This is a genomic window from Altericista sp. CCNU0014 (assembly GCF_044923475.1).
Taxonomy (GTDB): domain Bacteria; phylum Cyanobacteriota; class Cyanobacteriia; order Thermosynechococcales; family Thermosynechococcaceae; genus JAAURS01.
In genome coordinates this window covers 4213836-4229385 of the sequence record NZ_CP137338.1, presented here as the reverse complement: position 1 = coordinate 4229385, position 15550 = coordinate 4213836, and the positions used below count along the sequence as shown (strand labels likewise).

Annotated in this window: 12 protein-coding genes; 9 read left to right on the top strand and 3 right to left on the bottom strand. The window is 52.4% G+C overall.

The genetic code is table 11. The annotated features are described in order from the left end of the window. The first annotated feature begins 132 nt into the window (after positions 1-132). Positions 133-531 carry a late competence development ComFB family protein gene (locus R6H26_RS20190; protein ID WP_404785005.1) on the top strand — a complete coding sequence of 133 codons (399 nt, stop codon included), beginning with the start codon at positions 133-135 and terminating at the stop codon, positions 529-531. A 54-nt stretch (positions 532-585) separates the two neighbouring features. On the opposite strand, the gene R6H26_RS20185 is transcribed toward R6H26_RS20190, so the two are convergent. Further along, entirely contained in the window at positions 586-1242 is a 657-nt protein-coding gene (locus R6H26_RS20185) for a type IV pilin-like G/H family protein (RefSeq protein WP_404785003.1), read from the bottom strand. 234 nt (positions 1243-1476) lie between these two features. Between R6H26_RS20185 and ppsA the strand changes: the two genes are divergently transcribed. Further along, positions 1477-3936: a phosphoenolpyruvate synthase gene (ppsA, locus tag R6H26_RS20180; RefSeq protein ID WP_404785001.1), complete on the top strand. Its 2460-nt coding sequence runs from the start codon at positions 1477-1479 to the stop codon at positions 3934-3936. A gap of 43 nt (positions 3937-3979) precedes the next feature. Continuing rightward, a complete protein-coding gene (locus R6H26_RS20175; protein ID WP_404785000.1) occupies positions 3980-4516 on the top strand; it encodes a universal stress protein in 537 nt (178 codons plus the stop codon). Here the strand turns inward: R6H26_RS20175 and R6H26_RS20170 are convergent. Further along, positions 4513-6705, bottom strand: coding sequence for an ATP-binding protein (locus R6H26_RS20170; RefSeq protein ID WP_404784999.1), 2193 nt, complete (start codon positions 6703-6705; stop codon positions 4513-4515). The genes R6H26_RS20175 and R6H26_RS20170 overlap by 4 nt on opposite strands. 206 nt (positions 6706-6911) lie before the next feature. Between R6H26_RS20170 and R6H26_RS20165 the strand changes: the two genes are divergently transcribed. The 4 genes from R6H26_RS20165 to R6H26_RS20150 all read left to right on the top strand — a co-directional run bounded on the left by R6H26_RS20165 (position 6912) and on the right by R6H26_RS20150 (position 11898). Further along, entirely contained in the window at positions 6912-7976 is a 1065-nt protein-coding gene (locus R6H26_RS20165) for a DUF4394 domain-containing protein (protein ID WP_404784997.1), read from the top strand. Between the two features lie 87 nt (positions 7977-8063). After that, a complete protein-coding gene (locus R6H26_RS20160; protein ID WP_404784995.1) occupies positions 8064-9308 on the top strand; it encodes a DUF4331 domain-containing protein in 1245 nt (414 codons plus the stop codon). A 30-nt stretch (positions 9309-9338) separates the two neighbouring features. Beyond that, positions 9339-10772, top strand: a complete 1434-nt coding sequence (locus R6H26_RS20155) for a tetratricopeptide repeat protein (RefSeq protein ID WP_404784993.1) — start codon at positions 9339-9341, stop codon at positions 10770-10772. A 10-nt stretch (positions 10773-10782) separates the two neighbouring features. Then, on the top strand, positions 10783-11898 hold the full coding sequence (locus tag R6H26_RS20150; RefSeq protein WP_404784991.1) for a HupE/UreJ family protein: 1116 nt from the start codon (positions 10783-10785) through the stop codon (positions 11896-11898). Between the two features lie 296 nt (positions 11899-12194). Here the strand turns inward: R6H26_RS20150 and R6H26_RS20145 are convergent, their stop codons facing one another. After that, positions 12195-13190 (bottom strand): helix-turn-helix domain-containing protein, encoded by a 996-nt coding sequence (locus tag R6H26_RS20145; protein ID WP_404784989.1) that lies wholly within the window; start codon positions 13188-13190, stop codon positions 12195-12197. A 336-nt stretch (positions 13191-13526) separates the two neighbouring features. On the opposite strand from R6H26_RS20145, the gene R6H26_RS20140 reads away from it, so the two are divergent. Next, on the top strand, positions 13527-13847 hold the full coding sequence (locus tag R6H26_RS20140; RefSeq protein WP_404784987.1) for a hypothetical protein: 321 nt from the start codon (positions 13527-13529) through the stop codon (positions 13845-13847). Positions 13848-13962: 115 nt separating this feature from the next. Continuing rightward, complete coding sequence (locus R6H26_RS20135) at positions 13963-15549, top strand: IS5 family transposase (RefSeq protein ID WP_404783413.1); 1587 nt, start codon at positions 13963-13965, stop codon at positions 15547-15549. Position 15550 lies beyond the last annotated feature (1 nt).

Below are 15550 nucleotides of genomic sequence, written 5' to 3'. Positions count from 1 at the left end.
GACGGCCTGAGGTAGAGGAGCATCGCTATCCTAGCTCACTCTCGATCTCCTCGCGTCCGATGCCTAATATTGGGGGTCGTTCAAAATCTAAAATTTTGGGGCATTCTGTTTTATAAGCAAATTCACAGACAAATGCAGTCCGTTGCTGAAATTGGGCAAAGGGAGAATATGTACCAAGCCAATAGCTATAAAAATGTAATGGAGCTTTTGATCGATAACGAAATCGATCTGCAAACTTGCAGCTATTCGCAAACCGAAGCGCAGAAAATTAACCGCATTGAAGTGGCAACCTACGCGCTCAACCGCGTGCCCCCACTTTACGCGTCCAGTCAGGAAGGGATCGGTCTTCAGTACGAGCGAGGTCTAGCAGAATTTAACGATCGCATCAAGGCTGCGGTTTCTCAAGCACTGGGAAAAGTGCTCCAAAATCCTGTTTCTAACTCAACTCCGCTGCCGCGCCTCGAAGAGGTCGTCGAAACGGAAGTCGCGTTTTCTCAAGAAGATCTTAAGGAAATCTCAACTTGGTTTTAAGGGCTTCAATTCCGTATGTTCAAGGGACATTAAAGGGCAACTTGGCACGCTCTCCTAGTTTGTAGAAGAGGACCCTGGAGGACACATAAACGTCGAGTAGGTGAATTTCGGCGCTGCGGGCGGTGTTTGAGAGGGAACGTTGGTTTTGCAAATACTCGTCACGGGAATGCCGCCCTCCACTGCATGGACGGCTCCGGTATAGCTTGCAAAACCAGGCTGTTTGGCAAGAGCAACCATGATGGCTTTAGAAGCATCGGCTTGGCGCACTTCCAGACGATACTCCTCTGTTTCGATCGGGACGTCTGCGGCCAATCGTTTGAGGTCGCTCGTGAATTTTCCTTGGACCAGCTTCTCGGCCTGTTGGGAGAGCAATAAGCTACTGAGGTAGGTTTTGCCTGTATCCTGCTTGGCGATCGCCACCTTTTCCGAAAGATTTTTGCGAATTTTTTTGAGTAATGCCGGATTTAGATCCGCGACTGCCCCAGATGCAGGCGACCCTGAAGCTGAAGGTAAAGGCGTTTTAGCGACGGGCTGTTTGGGCGCATCTGCGGCTGGGGTCTGGACCTGCACGGCAGGGGATTGTGCGGGCGGGGATGGTGCGGGCGGGGACGGCGAAGGCGCGGTCACCGTATGGGTCGCGCAGCTCGTCGTCAAACCGACTAAACCCATTCCGAGACCGATCGCCTGCGATCGCGATAGACAATAGGCCATACTGGCGAAGTAACCCGTTTTAAGTGAATGGTCTGTATCCTGTAGCTTTATTTTGTCATACTGAGTCGAGCAGAATTCCCCCACAAGTTCCTCAAGTTTTACATTTATATCAGTAGTATCTTCAGTAGTATCTAGGGTTTAGATACGCAAGCATTCCCAGCCCCCATCAAAGTGGGGCTTTGCTTGCAAGGGTTCGTCGATCTCTTCAATCCCAACTTTGGAGAAAAAGACCGCATGACACAGAGGACAGCCATTGAATCCATCCCTAACGCAGTTAAAGAAACCTTGCTTGTCATTCCCCTGCATGCCGTAGGAATAGCAGACCTGCCGCTGGTGGGGGGCAAAAATGCATCCTTAGGCGAAATGCTGCAGCAGTTGACCTCAAAGGGCATTCTGGTGCCGGATGGATTCGCAACCACGGCCCACGCCTTTCGGACTTTTATTCAAACTGCGGGACTCGAACGACCGCTGCGTCTCTTGTTTGAGAATCTCAATACTGAAAATGTCCAGAGCTTGAGCCAAGTGGGCCAACAAGCGCGAGACTTAATCCTCAACACCCCATTCCCAGAAGACCTTCAAGGAGCGATCGCCGCTGCTTACCAAGACCTGTGTCAGCGGTACGGAGAAAATGCCGATGTAGCAGTTCGCTCTAGCGCGACGGCAGAAGATTTGCCGGACGCGAGCTTCGCGGGGCAGCAGGAAACCTATCTGAACGTACACGGCGAAATTGGGGTCCTCCAAGCCTGCCATAAGTGCTTTGCCTCTTTATTTACAGATCGCGCCATTTCCTACCGTCAGATGCGGGGCTTCGACCACTTCGAGATCGCTCTATCCGTCGGCGTTCAGAAAATGGTGCGCTCCGATCTGGCAACCTCAGGCGTGATGTTTTCCATCGATACCGAAACCGGATTTAAGGATGCCGTCCTGGTCACGGCAGCTTACGGTCTGGGCGAGAATGTGGTGCAGGGGGCTGTCAATCCGGATGAATACTTGGTCTTTAAACCGACGCTCAAACAAGGCTTCCGCTCTATCTTGGACAAGCGGCTCGGCAGTAAAGAGATCGCGATGGTCTACGACGCGGGCGGCTCGAAGCTCACGAAAAATATTTCCGTCGAACTGGGCGATCGTCAAAAATTTGCCCTCGGCGACGAGGATATCCTCCAGCTTGCGTCTTGGGCCTGCTCGATCGAAGAACACTACTCCCGAGTTCGCGGCATCCCGACGCCCATGGATATCGAATGGGCAAAGGACGGGCAGACCGGGGAACTTTTCATCGTGCAAGCTAGACCCGAAACCGTTCAATCTCAAAAAATAGAAAATAGTTTCAAAACCTACCGCTTGACGGTACCTGCCCAGTCAAAATTACCCGCACCGATCGTGACGGGACGCGCTGTCGGCTCGGCGATCGGGCAGGGGAAGGTGCGAAAAATTTTAAACGTCAGCCAAATGCAGACCTTTCAGGCGGGCGACGTATTGGTCGCGTCGCGGACGGACCCCGATTGGGAACCCATCATGAAAAAGGCCAGCGCGATCGTGACCGATCGGGGCGGACGCACCTGCCATGCCGCAATCATCGCCAGGGAGATGGGCATTCCGGCCATTGTGGGGTGCGAGCAAGCCACAACTTTGCTCCAACCCGGACAAGATGTCACCGTTTCCTGTGCTGAGGGCGAAGAAGGTAAGGTCTACGCCGATCTGCTTCCCTTTGAAGTCGAAGACGTGACGTTGGACGAACTCCCGCGAACCCGCACTCAGATTTTCATGAATATTGGCAACCCTCAGGAAGCCTTTCGGGTTTGCAATTTACCCAACGATGGGGTCGGGCTGGCGCGGATGGAGTTTATTATTGCGAACCAGATTCGGGTGCATCCCCTGGCCCTGACCCGCTTCGACGAGTTGGAAGATCCGATCGCCCAACAGACCATCGAACAACTAACCGCATCCTACTCGCAAAAAATAGATTACTTCCTCGACAAACTGACCTACGGAATTGGCACGATTGCCGCTGCCTTTTATCCAAAACCCGTCATCGTACGCATGTCGGACTTTAAGAGCAACGAGTATGCCAATCTCATCGGCGGCGCGCAATTCGAGCCGCAGGAAGAAAACCCGATGCTCGGCTGGCGCGGCGCGTCTCGTTACTACAGCGATCGCTATCGGGAGGGCTTTGCCCTAGAATGTCAGGCCATGAAGCGCGTGCGGGAGGAGATGGGCTTGACGAATGTCATTTTGATGATTCCGTTTTGCCGTACCCCGGCAGAAGGCAAACGCGTTCTGGTTGAAATGGAGAAACATGGGTTGGTTCGCGGGCAAAATGGCCTTCAACTCTACGTAATGTGCGAGCTACCGAGCAACGCGATCTTGGCGGAGGAGTTTTGCCAAGTCTTCGATGGATTTTCGATTGGGTCCAACGATCTGACCCAGCTTACCCTCGGGCTCGATCGCGATTCTGCTTTGGTATCCGAGTTGTTCGACGAGCGCAATGATGCCGTCAAGCACATGATTCGGATGGCGATCGCTGCGGCCAAACAACACGGGCGCAAGATCGGACTGTGCGGGCAAGCCCCCAGCGACTATCCAGAATTCGCCCATTTCTTAGTGGAACAAGGGATCGATTCGATCAGCTTAAATCCAGACTCAGTCCTCAAAACGCTACTAGAAATCGAAAAAGCAGAAGGTCAAAAGACTTCCTGACTAGAATCGTTTGCGCGAAACAATCCACATTGAGGCAAATGATATGTTTCACAAAATTGTAGTTGCACTAGACTATGCCGAACCTTCTAGCCCCGTTTTTGACGAAGCGCTTTCCCTAGCAAAAATGATGGGCGCTCAACTGAGATTGCTCAACGTGCTGTCATTTGAGGATAGCGTTGGCTATCAGCTCCCCGCCTATCCTGGCGGTTTCTATGCAGCTCTAACGGAACCGCAGCTCAATCTATATCGTGAAGAATGGGCTGAATTCAAAAACCGGAGCCTGCGGCAACTCGAAGCCGATATTGAAACGGCAAAGGCGGCTGGCGTGAGTGCCGAACTCTGTCAGCTCTATGGAAATCCTGGCAAAAGAATCTGCGAGTTTGCCCAAAATTGGAGTGCAGACTTAATTCTCATGGGCCGCCGCGGGCGGACGGGAATTAGCGAACTGCTCTTGGGAAGTGCGAGCAATTACGTACTCCACCACGCGTGCTGTGCCGTACTCGTGCTGAATACTGCGCTGCAACCGCGCGAAGCAACAAACCGAGCAGCGTCTCTGAGAACGACGACAGCCCCGTCCTAAATCTCCGGGGGACTTCCGCCACAGTAGTTCAAGGGCGGAAAGGACGTCTTAAAACCGATTTCGCGGATCCATAATAATTCTGCGACTCGATCGACGCCAGCTTTGAGGTAGCGGCGATAGGTACTAAACGGAATATCTAATGCTTCGGCGGCGGCTTCTTGAGTTGCGGCTGGCTGTATATAAGTACGGTGCAGCACGCTGTAGAGCTTGCTTTTGCGGGGAGAAGACTGGAGCGATTCTGCGGCTTCCCGAAGGAGCATTTGCAGCACTGAAACGGGGGTAGGGGCAGGATGGGTTTGAATGGATGCTGCTTCAACGACGAGACGCGATCGCAACAGCAGATTTTTGCTCAATTCTACGGGAGATGAAAACTGACGAAATGCAGACTGCACGGCTTCGGTAAATTCGGATTGACTCAGAACTAAAAGAGATTCGCGGGGTTCAGTCAACCGAGACGATGCAGCGACTGAGATTTCCTCGCTGATTGCTGCAATCTCTCGACGGGCTAACAGAGCTTGCCATGCGGCAGGTGGCGTCACTCGCCAATCGTGTCCGTAGACCCCATAGCTTTTTCCCTCAACCTCGAAATCTGCTTTCAATAGACGAGTGAAATCTGCATAGGCGAACATCTCGTGCCAGAAGTCGGGTTGTGCAAAGGGGATAAAGGTAAACGCCAGTCCTAGCGTGTTGCGATAGTACTGAACTAGGTTGATGAAAATGAGGCTTTGAGTAGGAGAAACACCTTGATACGTTTCGTCAGCCATCCAGAACCGAAAGAGGGTTGCGCCTTCGCCGGGGCGTAAAAGCGCGTACTGTTTTAGATATTGCCAACACGCCTTCGCACCTGGGTCTACTTCGATATCCTCTGGCATTGCTCGATCCAGCGAGACCAACATGACAAATCCTGTAATCTGTCGTCGATCGTTCCGAATCGCAATCGCCCCTTGCGGTTGACGATTCAACCAATGCGCCAAAATCCGAGCAGAGGTTTCTCCCTCATGCTCCATCACCATTCGAGTCAGGATTTCTCGGTCGGCTTTTCGGACTGTATCTGAAATGAGACGCGTGTTTTCATGCCAACTGAAGCGCTGCCGCACACACGGATTATTCCAATGCAAGAAAATATAGTCGAACAAAACGCGATGGTGCTGCGTTTGCCCTTGCGTTTGCCCTAAGTGAAAAATATAGAACGCGCGAGCGCGATCGTGGAGTTCGGTATACCATCCTAAATTGCGCCAGCGCAGATCTGCCATCAACACTTCTCTGGCGAGATCGTGAGGAAAAAGCCCCATCGGACTCGATTCGATAAACGACAAGCCGCACAACCATTCGAATAAGTCGTGCGCATCGGGGAGTTGCAACATTTCCTGCAAAAGCGCTTCCGTTAAAATTCGGACTAGGGCGCAGGCTTCCAATGCCAGACGATGGGTGGGAGTGGGGACTGCCTCGATGAAACGTTTCAGCAATGTTTTGACGATATCGATTTCGGGTTCGGTCTGGAAACTGAAAGAATCTTCGGTCTGGACGGACACCTCTACGATCAGAGAAAGGGCGAGCGGATGTCCGTGGGTAAAGTTTAGGATCGCTTGACGATCTGCGATCGGAACTTGTCGGCGCGCCAGATAGCTTTCGCTTTCGCTCGGACTCAAATTACGGAGCGGCACGATTTTAATGAGCGATCGCCACCCTGCATCCGTTCGCCAAGCTGCTCCCGGAGACAGCCGACTTGCAAGAACGATCGGGGTATTCATGGGCAGGCAAGGCAAAAACGTTTCGCGGAACCATTCGTCAATTGGTTCTAGCGTTTCGTACGTGTCGATGAGGAGAACAGTTCGACTCAGTTGAGCGGCTAATGACTCAAGAGAGCCTTCGGATGAAGATCGGCCTAGCGCATCGTGCAATACATCCATGAATGCTTGGGGCGAAGGCTCTAGATTGCGAGCATCCAAATAAATCGATGGGATGGAAACGGTATCGCAGAAGCGAATAAATTGCCGCAGCAGGGTGGTTTTACCGATACCGCCAACCCCGAATACATACAGCAGATGAAAGGGGAGTTCGCATTTTTGCTTGTCATCGCTATCCAATAGAGTGCGTACGGCAGACTGAAATAGGGCATATTCCTGAGTGCGTCCGGTAAACCAGCGATCGCGCTCGATTTGAAGTCGTTCTGACAGAGAAAACGGCATCGCATTACCTACCTCATATTCAAAATGTGCGCCAGTCCGATAAAAGGATCTACGACAGCTTTTCCAATGTGGATGCATGCATGAGGTTTGGATTTAAAAACGTTTAGATCTCTTTACAAAAAGCGACCCATTCAAAAGTGGGCAAAGAGCGATCGCCGTTTGGGCAGGTTTCGGTCTGGAAAGTGAGCAATGAATTCATACAGATTATGTCTGTTGATTCTATTAAGGAACTCTCTCCCATGAAGATTCGATTCTCGGCGATCGCGGCTACTGTCTTGGTCGGTGTTGCAAGTCTTGCCGCCACCGTAACTGTTGCTCAAGAAACCCCTATGCCGCAATCTGCCGAACAACCTGTCGAGCAACCTGCCGAGCAACCTGTCGAGCAACCTGTCGAGCAGCCTGCTGAAGCTCCGCAACCCCAACCTGCCGAACAACCTGCCGAACAACCTGTCGAGCAACCTGCCGAGCAACCTGCTGAAGCTCCGCAACCCCAACCTGCCGAACAACCTGAATCTCAGCCTCAATTATCAGGAGAATCAAGGATCGACCGCTTTAGCTTTATTGGCTTGGCTCCGAATAACACCCTCGTTCGTTTTGAGAGCCGCAGGCTGAATATTGGTAAACCGATAAAGGTCAAAAGAGTCGATGGCAATTTGGTTGGAATCGATTTTCGTCCCGCGAACGGTCAGCTTTATGGTGTGACGGATACGGACATGGTTTACATTATCGACCCGAATACAGGCGTAGCCAGCAAGCCTGTAACCCTTTCCAGCAGTGCAAACAAAGGGCAAAAGTCGGGATTGGACTTCAATCCGCAACTCGACCGTCTGCGGTTTAATGGCAGCGACGACCAAAACTTCTCGATCGATGTGGATGCTGGGACCGCAACTCGCCAGACCAACTTGGCTTACATTGCTGGCGATCCCAATGCTGGCAAAGATCCCAACATCACAGCCGCCGCTTACGACAACAACATTGCCAAAGCGCCTGCGACGAAACTGTACGGCATCGATTCAGCTCTGGATGTCCTAGCGCTGCAAGATCCGCCCGCGACAGGACAACTGAAAACCATTGGCAATGGACTCGGTGTCGATTTCGGCCCAAAAGGTGGATTCGATGTCTTCACGGATGCGAAGGGCACGAATAATGCCTTTGCCGTCTCTGGATCGACGCTATACGCCATCGACTTAAATGCAGGAACCGCTAAGCAGATTGGAACCATTCCTAGAAACGATCTTATTGGCTTAGCGATCGCGAATTCAACTCGCTAGGAGTTGTTGAGAAAGGGTAGGACGGTTTTTCTTTGCCGTCCTACCTGCAATTGAATTGCTTGCTTACTGATGTGGAAAATGACAGCCATGAACGTAAAACATATTGCACGATTGAGCATTCTTGCGATTGGTTTGCTTGGGGCAATGGGCATAACGGCGACATCGCTCAGAGCATCGGACCACGATGACGGCGAGGTCGATACCAAAGGTCGAAACCTCAACTTGACTGACCTATACGTCTTTCGAGAAAAAGACCAAAATCCGAATGCTGCCGACACCGATCTGGTCTTCGTGATGAATACAAACCCGCGCTCGGTAGCTCGGCAGCAATACTATTTCAGTAACAATGCCCGCTATGAGTTCAATGTCGCGCGCGTTGCGAACAATGACGAAACCCCGACCGGAAAAGCAGATGTGGTGCTGCGATTCGAATTTAGCCCGCCTAGCCCCGATCGACAGCAAGCGATTAAAGTCACTGCCATTCGAGACGGTCGTGCGATCGAAAGTCGGAATACCCTTCGCACTACGCCGCTGAATACCGATCCTGGTGCTGCACCGATCGTCAATCAGTTGACTTTGGGAGATGCAAACCTGGCAGTGTTTGCGGGTCTGCGGGAAGATCCGTTCTTCTTCGATGTGGAGCAATTTTTCCGAGTTCGAGCAGGACTTCTGAACATCGGTCCCCAGGTCGGTTTCCGTCCCCCAGACAAAGCAGTCGATTTTGCCACGGGATACAACGTGAATGCGATCGCAGTTCGAGTGCCGATTAAGTTCTTGCAGGGAGACACGTCTGCTCAAACCTTCGATGTTTGGCAAACCATTTCCGTCCCCGGCATTTCTATTCCCGGAAAGCTCGGCAAGCTTGCCTCGATCGGCAGGTTTCAGCAATTCGAGCGCTTAGCGCGTCCAGCAATCAATGAAGGCTTGATTTTCACGAATGATTTTCTGAATGCGTTCAATCAAATTCCGCCTAGCGCAGATTTGAGTAATGCGGCAGCTCCCGTGCGGGCTGAAGCAGTCAGAACGCTAAAGGCACTGGGAAATAACGACGATCGAGTAGCAGCATTAGCGGGTGCGTTTTTGCCCGATGTCATGCGGATCGATACCGCAAAGCCCAGCGGCTACAGGGCCGACGCAAACTCTGTAAACGCTAAGCTCAGCCCGATTACGGGCCGGATGTTAAAAGACGATGTAGTGGATACGACGCTGCAAGTTCTGACCAACAATCCCCAGGCTTCCGATAACGTTTCCTACGAGGGCACTCCGGGCAATCCTTCCCAAGGACACGATCCGCTGGCCGCAGATTTCCCCTACCTAGCGTTACCGAACTAGCATCGCGACTTTCTTTCTGGAGGACATCACATGAAATCAATTAGAAGCTGCGATTTGAAGCGCAAGCTGAAGTTTCAGAGCCGATTTTGGTTGCCGATCGCGATCGCATTACCCTTGACAGGCATAGCGCTCGCGGTAAATCCGTCAGAGATGCGCTCGTGGATCGGTAGTTTAGGACAAGCACAACTTGAAGCCCCGTATCGCTACCGTTTTGCTCGGACTTCTCTGGATAGCGCAACCGGATCTGCGGCAGTTGAGCAAGAAATTGCATTCTATCAAAAGCGGGTTGCCCGCAATCCGACCGATGGGTTGGATCTTGCTTCTCTTGCAAGCGCTTATCTAAAAATGGCTCGCTTGACTGGAATAAGTAGTTGGTATCTGCTGGCAGAACAATCTGCCCGTCGCTCTCTGACCAACTTACCCTTTAACAACCCAGGAGCTGCTTTAGCACTCGCGCGGATCGCCGAAGCAAAACACGACTTTGCCGGAGCAATTCGGCTGGCGGATGGCGTTTTGCGATCGCAGCCCAATCATGAGGAGGCTTTGGCGCAGAAAGTAACTGCAAATCTGGCGATGGGCAACGTGAAAGAAGCCAGTCAGATTGCAGAGGCTTTAGTCAATCGCATTCCGACGACAGGGACGCTGACGCTGCAAGCCTTAGTCAAAACGACACAGGGGAAGGATCGAGACGCGATTCAGGATTTCCGGCAGGCGCTAGCGGCGGAAGAAGCCGGAGATGCACCCAGTTCGGCTCATACGCGAACGCTACTCGGTCGGCTTTACTTTCAGCGAGGAGATTCTCGCAAGGCGGCTCAGTTGTATCGAGAAGCTTTGCGGATTCTGCCGCACTACCCGCTGGCATTGGTGCATCTGGCGCAACTCGAAACTCGGCTGGGGAACTATTCAGCGGCAGAGCGCCACTACTCGGAAGTTTTGGCAACGTCCCAGGACTCGACGGCTCGAGTGTTCGATCGCATCGTCCTGCGAGGTCGAGCGCAATTACGAGAGTTACAGGGCGATCGCTCTGGCGCGAGAGAACTCCAAAATCAGGCGGAAGCCCAACTGCGGCAAGATCTCGATCGAAGCAACTTCGGACACAGGCGAGAACTCGCGCATTTATTGCTAGAGCGCGATCTCCCCGGAGATGCGGCTGAAGCTCTCTCCCTGATGCAGGCAGAAGTCCGGCTGCGGAAAGATCCTGAAACGCTAGGTACGTTCGCTTGGGCATTGTTGCGGCTCGATCGCGGGCGCGAGGCTCAACAAGCCATGGGAGAGGCGCTCCGGTGGGGAACTCGCGATGCGGCACTGTTCTATCGAGCGGCGGCAATCGAACGGAAATTAGGCAACGTCGATCGAGCAAATACCTTTTTCCAAGCTGCTCTCCAGACCGATCCCACGTTCGACGATCGAGCGCGACGAATCGCGGGATTGGGACTGGAATCCGCTCCGAATGCTCAACTGTGAGGCGAATCTAATGAAGGCACAATGGTTGCAATATTTAAAGCTAGGTCTTCTCTCATTTCTGGGTGCGTTGTTGCTCTGGATAGCCTCAGCAACGCCCAGCCAGTCCCACTGGGCAGACCTTTCTGTAGCTGAAATTGTGGTGGGTCAAACAAAATCTGACCTCACACTCACGTTTCCGACTGGATTGACTGCCTTCGCAGACGACGATCGCAATGGAAAATTATCGGCAAGTGAGGTTCGTACCCATCAGTCCCAGCTCCAGAAGTTCCTGAGCGAGCAAATCCGTCTCGTCAGTCGCAACGATCGAGACGGCACTTTAACGAGCGTTCAACCATTCGATGCTCAGCCATCCGCTCAGGCGACTCTGCCGACGAACCTACCGATAGCCCCAGACACTCATAGTACCTTGCGGCTCACCTATACCTGGACTCAGCCGATTCAAGCACTAACCGTCAACTACAATCTATTTCTACCAGGGGTTTCGACCGCTAGTTGCTTAGCGACAATTCGGCAAGACCAGCGAATCCAAACGTTTGTGTTCTCTCCCGACAATCGCGAGTTTTCATTGCAGCCCTCGGCTTGGCAGCAGATTTGGAGCTTTCTAGGGCTAGGAATCGAACATATCCTTACTGGGTACGACCACATCTTGTTTCTCGTCAGCTTACTTCTGCTGGGGGGAGGGTTGAAGTCTCTGCTCAAGATGGTGACAGCCTTCACAGTGGCCCATTCTGCGACCCTATCGTTAGCGGTTCTAGATTTAGTCAGTCTTCCGCCGCAATGGGTTGAAAGCGCGATCGCATTGACGATCGTCTATGTTGCCGCCGAGAACTTCTGGCGTAAAAGTGTGAAGGGACGCTGGCAACTCGCCTTCGGCTTCGGACTGATTCACGGACTCGGGTTTGCTGGAATTTTGCAGGAGATAAATATCCCGCGCGTCCACCTCGCCTTATCGTTAGCGAGTTTCAACTTAGGAGTAGAGATAGGTCAAGTCGCGATCGTTACGATCGCGTTTTTGGGATTGCGCCAGCTTCGAAAAATGCCGTGGGAACCATATTTCCGACGCTGGATTTCTGCTGGTATCGTCCTAATCGGGTTGCTGTGGTTTGTACAACGTACATTCGCTTAGTCCTGGTAAGAATAACTGTCTCCCCAAAGCGATATTGAGAACCAGCAGACGACGGTAGTTCCTTAAATTTGACATTTCCCGTCCCTTTAGGGTTGGAGAGATGTCAAGTTTCATTGCGACTTAATCAGACAAATTAAACCTGAATATCCGCCTTCCTCAACAGTGCGACTAACTCCAATTCACGTCGTTTGGGTCGCGCCGCCTTCTGCGATGTCTTCGCTTTTGAGATCGCAGGTTTACGCCCTGGCTTCAGCTTTGCCACCTTGGCTTTAGCAGAGGCTGGAGCTTTCGCCACTTCAGCCACTGGTCCAGGCTGGGGGTATTGGCTCCTTCGGTGTTCGCCCCGGACGCTTGGACTCAGCGGCGGCTGGTTCTCCTAGAAAATAGCTGGATGGTGCGGAAGCCTTTTGCCATTTCCCATCTTTCACTCCGGCAAATAAGACCGACTTAATTCTAATTCGCTCCTCTTTGAGGTCTTCAGGACTGAGATCTCCGTACAGCGACTGGATAATCGTGTCGTGGTGCAACACTTCGCCTGGATGTTGACCCAGTATCTGGGCGATCGCCTCTCGTTTCGTCAGCTCGGCATAGGCGGGCAATAGTGGTAGCGACGTTCGCTTAGTGATTGTCTTTGGTGGAGCCTTGGCTTTTGCGGCGGGCGCTTTGGAGTTGGGAGCGGGTTGGACGCTGTCGCGAGGGTTCGGAGCGCCGATCGTGAAGGTGCCAGGAACGGTCCCCTTTTGCCAGAGGTTCAGACTTTGACCTTTGTACAGTTGGGTATTCAAGCTTTTGCGTTCGACTTTACGTTCTGCTGCGCTCAACGGACCAAACAGTCCTTCGCTGACTCGATCTGCCGTCATATCTCGACCGGGGGTGGTCTGCAATAGCCGGGCGATCGCCTGCAATCGCGTCAGCCCCCGATAGGCAGGCAGCAGCGGGCGAGGGCTGCGTTTGCCTACTGATTCTGGACCTGCTTTGGACGGGAGAGGATGGGCTTTAGCCTTCGGGCTATTTCTAGCGGGGGTGGATACCTCTGCGATCGCTGGGGATGGAGCTAGGGATTGGGCAGGGGCTAGGGCGATCGCTTGAGCGACCGAAACACCTGCTTCAATTTGAGTCAGTTGGGGCAACGCTCCCTTGCTGGACAATAGCTGATTCAGCAGCAGGGCGTTGACGTGCGAAAGCTGTTCTCGGAGGTGGCTGGCATTCGTGATTGCTTCCACGAGCGATCGCTCGTACTGGGATTTCAGGGTGATGAGGGATTGGGTGAGGTTGTTATCAGTTACTGGCATTCTTTGAATTGATGTTGAATACAACTGCTCTTCATAATCTCTCTTTTATCACTCTAGGCAGAGGAAAATACGAATTCTGGCACAAAAAGGAGAGGCACAATACGGTTAGCAAAACGATTCATCAGAGAAGTGAGTCGAGAAAAAAACACTTTTCAAGTGAGGAATTGGAAATACTTCTTGCCAGGGCTTCATCAGATTAAAATAGACAAAAGGCTGAATAATCAGTCGTAAATTATTATTGGACTTTAGACTAAACAGGAAGGAAAAGCGGTCAGCCGAAGAAGACTGACCACTCGATGATAGAAGCTGAAAGTTGGAAAACATATCGGCTTCATCATGACCAGTTTGCAGAATCTTGAGATATTTCGCCATCGCACCTATCTGTTATTGGGAAACGGGAGGGATGCGCTGTTCGATTTGATGGACGCAGTGTTGACAACCCGGAGCGTTGCATCCTTCGTAGAGCTGTCATTAAGTCCCGTCTTTCGTCGAGAATGGCCGAGCATCTATGAAGCGCTCCAAGATGGTCGGCCCTCGCGTCAAGCCTTGATGAAAGAATGTGTGCGGCACATCCCTACATCAGAAGTGGTGGTTCTGGCAGGAGACCATACGGCGTGGTCACGGCCCTATGCAAAAACGCTCCAAGACCGTACCTAGGGCTTGCTGAAAAAGTATAGAACGTAGGGATTACAGTTCATCTGTCCGAACAAGGGGGTTGAAAAGTGCAAGAAAAAAGGCGAAAAATAGTCAAACCCCTTGCACTTGAGTCGGCATGTATCGGACTTCACCCCCAGGCCAACTGTCCTTTGAGAACTTCTACCTGCCCTTCGGCGGCAAATTGTCCCGTGACAATCGCTGGGTAAAGCTGGCTAAACTCATCCCGTGGGAAACAGTAGAAGCGAGTTATGCCGACCAGTTTAGTGCCACGATGGGCGCACCAGCCAAACCGTTTCGAGTCGCATTGGGAACCCTCATCATCAAAGAGAAGCTCGGCACCAGCGATGAAGAGACCGTGGAGCAGATCCGCGAGAACCCATACTTGCAGTACTTCTTGGGATTTAGCGAGTATCGGGATGAAGCGCCATTTGACTCATCCCTGTTGGTTCACTTTCGCAAACGCCTGAGTCTGGAGCTAGTGGGTCAGGTCAACGAAGCCGTCGTGCAGAAGATGCAAGGAGTGGCAGAAGCTACTGAATCACAGATGGCGGTATCGAGTGAAGCAGCATCTGAATCAGACCGTGATGACGATGAGCCACCCTCCCCCAATCAAGGGCAGCTCATCTTAGATGCGACCTGTGCCCCTGCGGATATTCGCTACCCGAGCGACTTGAGCTTATTGAATGAGGCTAGAGAGCAGAGCGAAGCCATCCTAGATGCCCTCTACGTCCAAGTGAGCGACCAATTTAAGACCAAGCCTCGCACCTACCGAAAGCTCGCGCGCAAAGCGTATCTATCCATCTCGAAGCAACGAAAACCCAGCCGTCAACTCAGGAGAAAAGGGATTCGTCAGCAACTCAACTATCTGGGTCGCAATCTCAAGCATATTGATATCCTCATAACAGCTGGGGCATCCTTGGCACAACTGAGTCGGCGTCAGTATCGCCTGCTGTTGGTCATCACTGAAGTCGTCAGGCAACAACGAGCCATGTTTGACGCCAACATCCGTCGCATCGATGACCGGATTGTGAGCATCGCCCAGCCCCATGTGAGGCCCATTGTGCGTGGCAAAGCAGGCGTGCCCGTGGAGTTTGGTGCAAAGCTATCGGTCAGTTGTATCAACGGCTGTGTGTTTCTAGACCGGCTCAGTTGGGACAATTTCAATGAGTCGACCCATCTCCAAGACCAGGTGGAAGCTTATCGGGCTCGGTTTGGCTGCTATCCCGAGTCGGTTCATGCCGACCAGATTTATCGCACTCGCGCCAATCGCAGTTGGTGTAAGGCGCGTGGTATCCGATTGAGTGGCCCGCCTTTGGGCAGGCCGAAGCAAGACCCATCGGTGCAGGCTCAACTCAAGCGACAGGCGCGTCAAGATGAGAAAGTCCGGGTCTGGATTGAAGGTAAGTTTGGTCAGGCCAAGCGACGCTTTTCTCTGGCACGGGTGATGGCGAAATTGGCCCACACGGCTCAAAGTGCCATTGCGATTACGTTTCTCGTGCTCAATTTGGAGCGTTGGCTCGCTGGGCTCTTAGCCTTGCTTTTTTGGCTTTTCGATCTGTGTCTGCAAGTCCTTCATGGCGGGATGGAGCGTGACGAAGCCGCTCAGCTGACGATGGGAGAATCGATGTCCTTTGTGTCCATTACTGAGCATTCATATCCAGCTATGTCTGAATTGGCGATCGCGTTGCCAATCTCAGTCTGAA

Coding starts and splice junctions, on each gene's coding strand:
- R6H26_RS20160 (WP_404784995.1), top strand. CDS start 8,064: ATGAACGTAAAACATATTGCACGATTGAGCATTCTTGCGATTGGTTTG.
- R6H26_RS20175 (WP_404785000.1), top strand. CDS start 3,980: ATGTTTCACAAAATTGTAGTTGCACTAGACTATGCCGAACCTTCTAGC.
- R6H26_RS20165 (WP_404784997.1), top strand. CDS start 6,912: ATGTCTGTTGATTCTATTAAGGAACTCTCTCCCATGAAGATTCGATTC.
- R6H26_RS20135 (WP_404783413.1), top strand. CDS start 13,963: ATGTATCGGACTTCACCCCCAGGCCAACTGTCCTTTGAGAACTTCTAC.
- R6H26_RS20170 (WP_404784999.1), bottom strand. CDS start 6,705: ATGCCGTTTTCTCTGTCAGAACGACTTCAAATCGAGCGCGATCGCTGG.
- R6H26_RS20155 (WP_404784993.1), top strand. CDS start 9,339: ATGAAATCAATTAGAAGCTGCGATTTGAAGCGCAAGCTGAAGTTTCAG.
- R6H26_RS20150 (WP_404784991.1), top strand. CDS start 10,783: ATGAAGGCACAATGGTTGCAATATTTAAAGCTAGGTCTTCTCTCATTT.
- R6H26_RS20140 (WP_404784987.1), top strand. CDS start 13,527: ATGACCAGTTTGCAGAATCTTGAGATATTTCGCCATCGCACCTATCTG.
- R6H26_RS20185 (WP_404785003.1), bottom strand. CDS start 1,242: ATGGCCTATTGTCTATCGCGATCGCAGGCGATCGGTCTCGGAATGGGT.
- R6H26_RS20190 (WP_404785005.1), top strand. CDS start 133: ATGCAGTCCGTTGCTGAAATTGGGCAAAGGGAGAATATGTACCAAGCC.
- ppsA (WP_404785001.1), top strand. CDS start 1,477: ATGACACAGAGGACAGCCATTGAATCCATCCCTAACGCAGTTAAAGAA.
- R6H26_RS20145 (WP_404784989.1), bottom strand. CDS start 13,190: ATGCCAGTAACTGATAACAACCTCACCCAATCCCTCATCACCCTGAAA.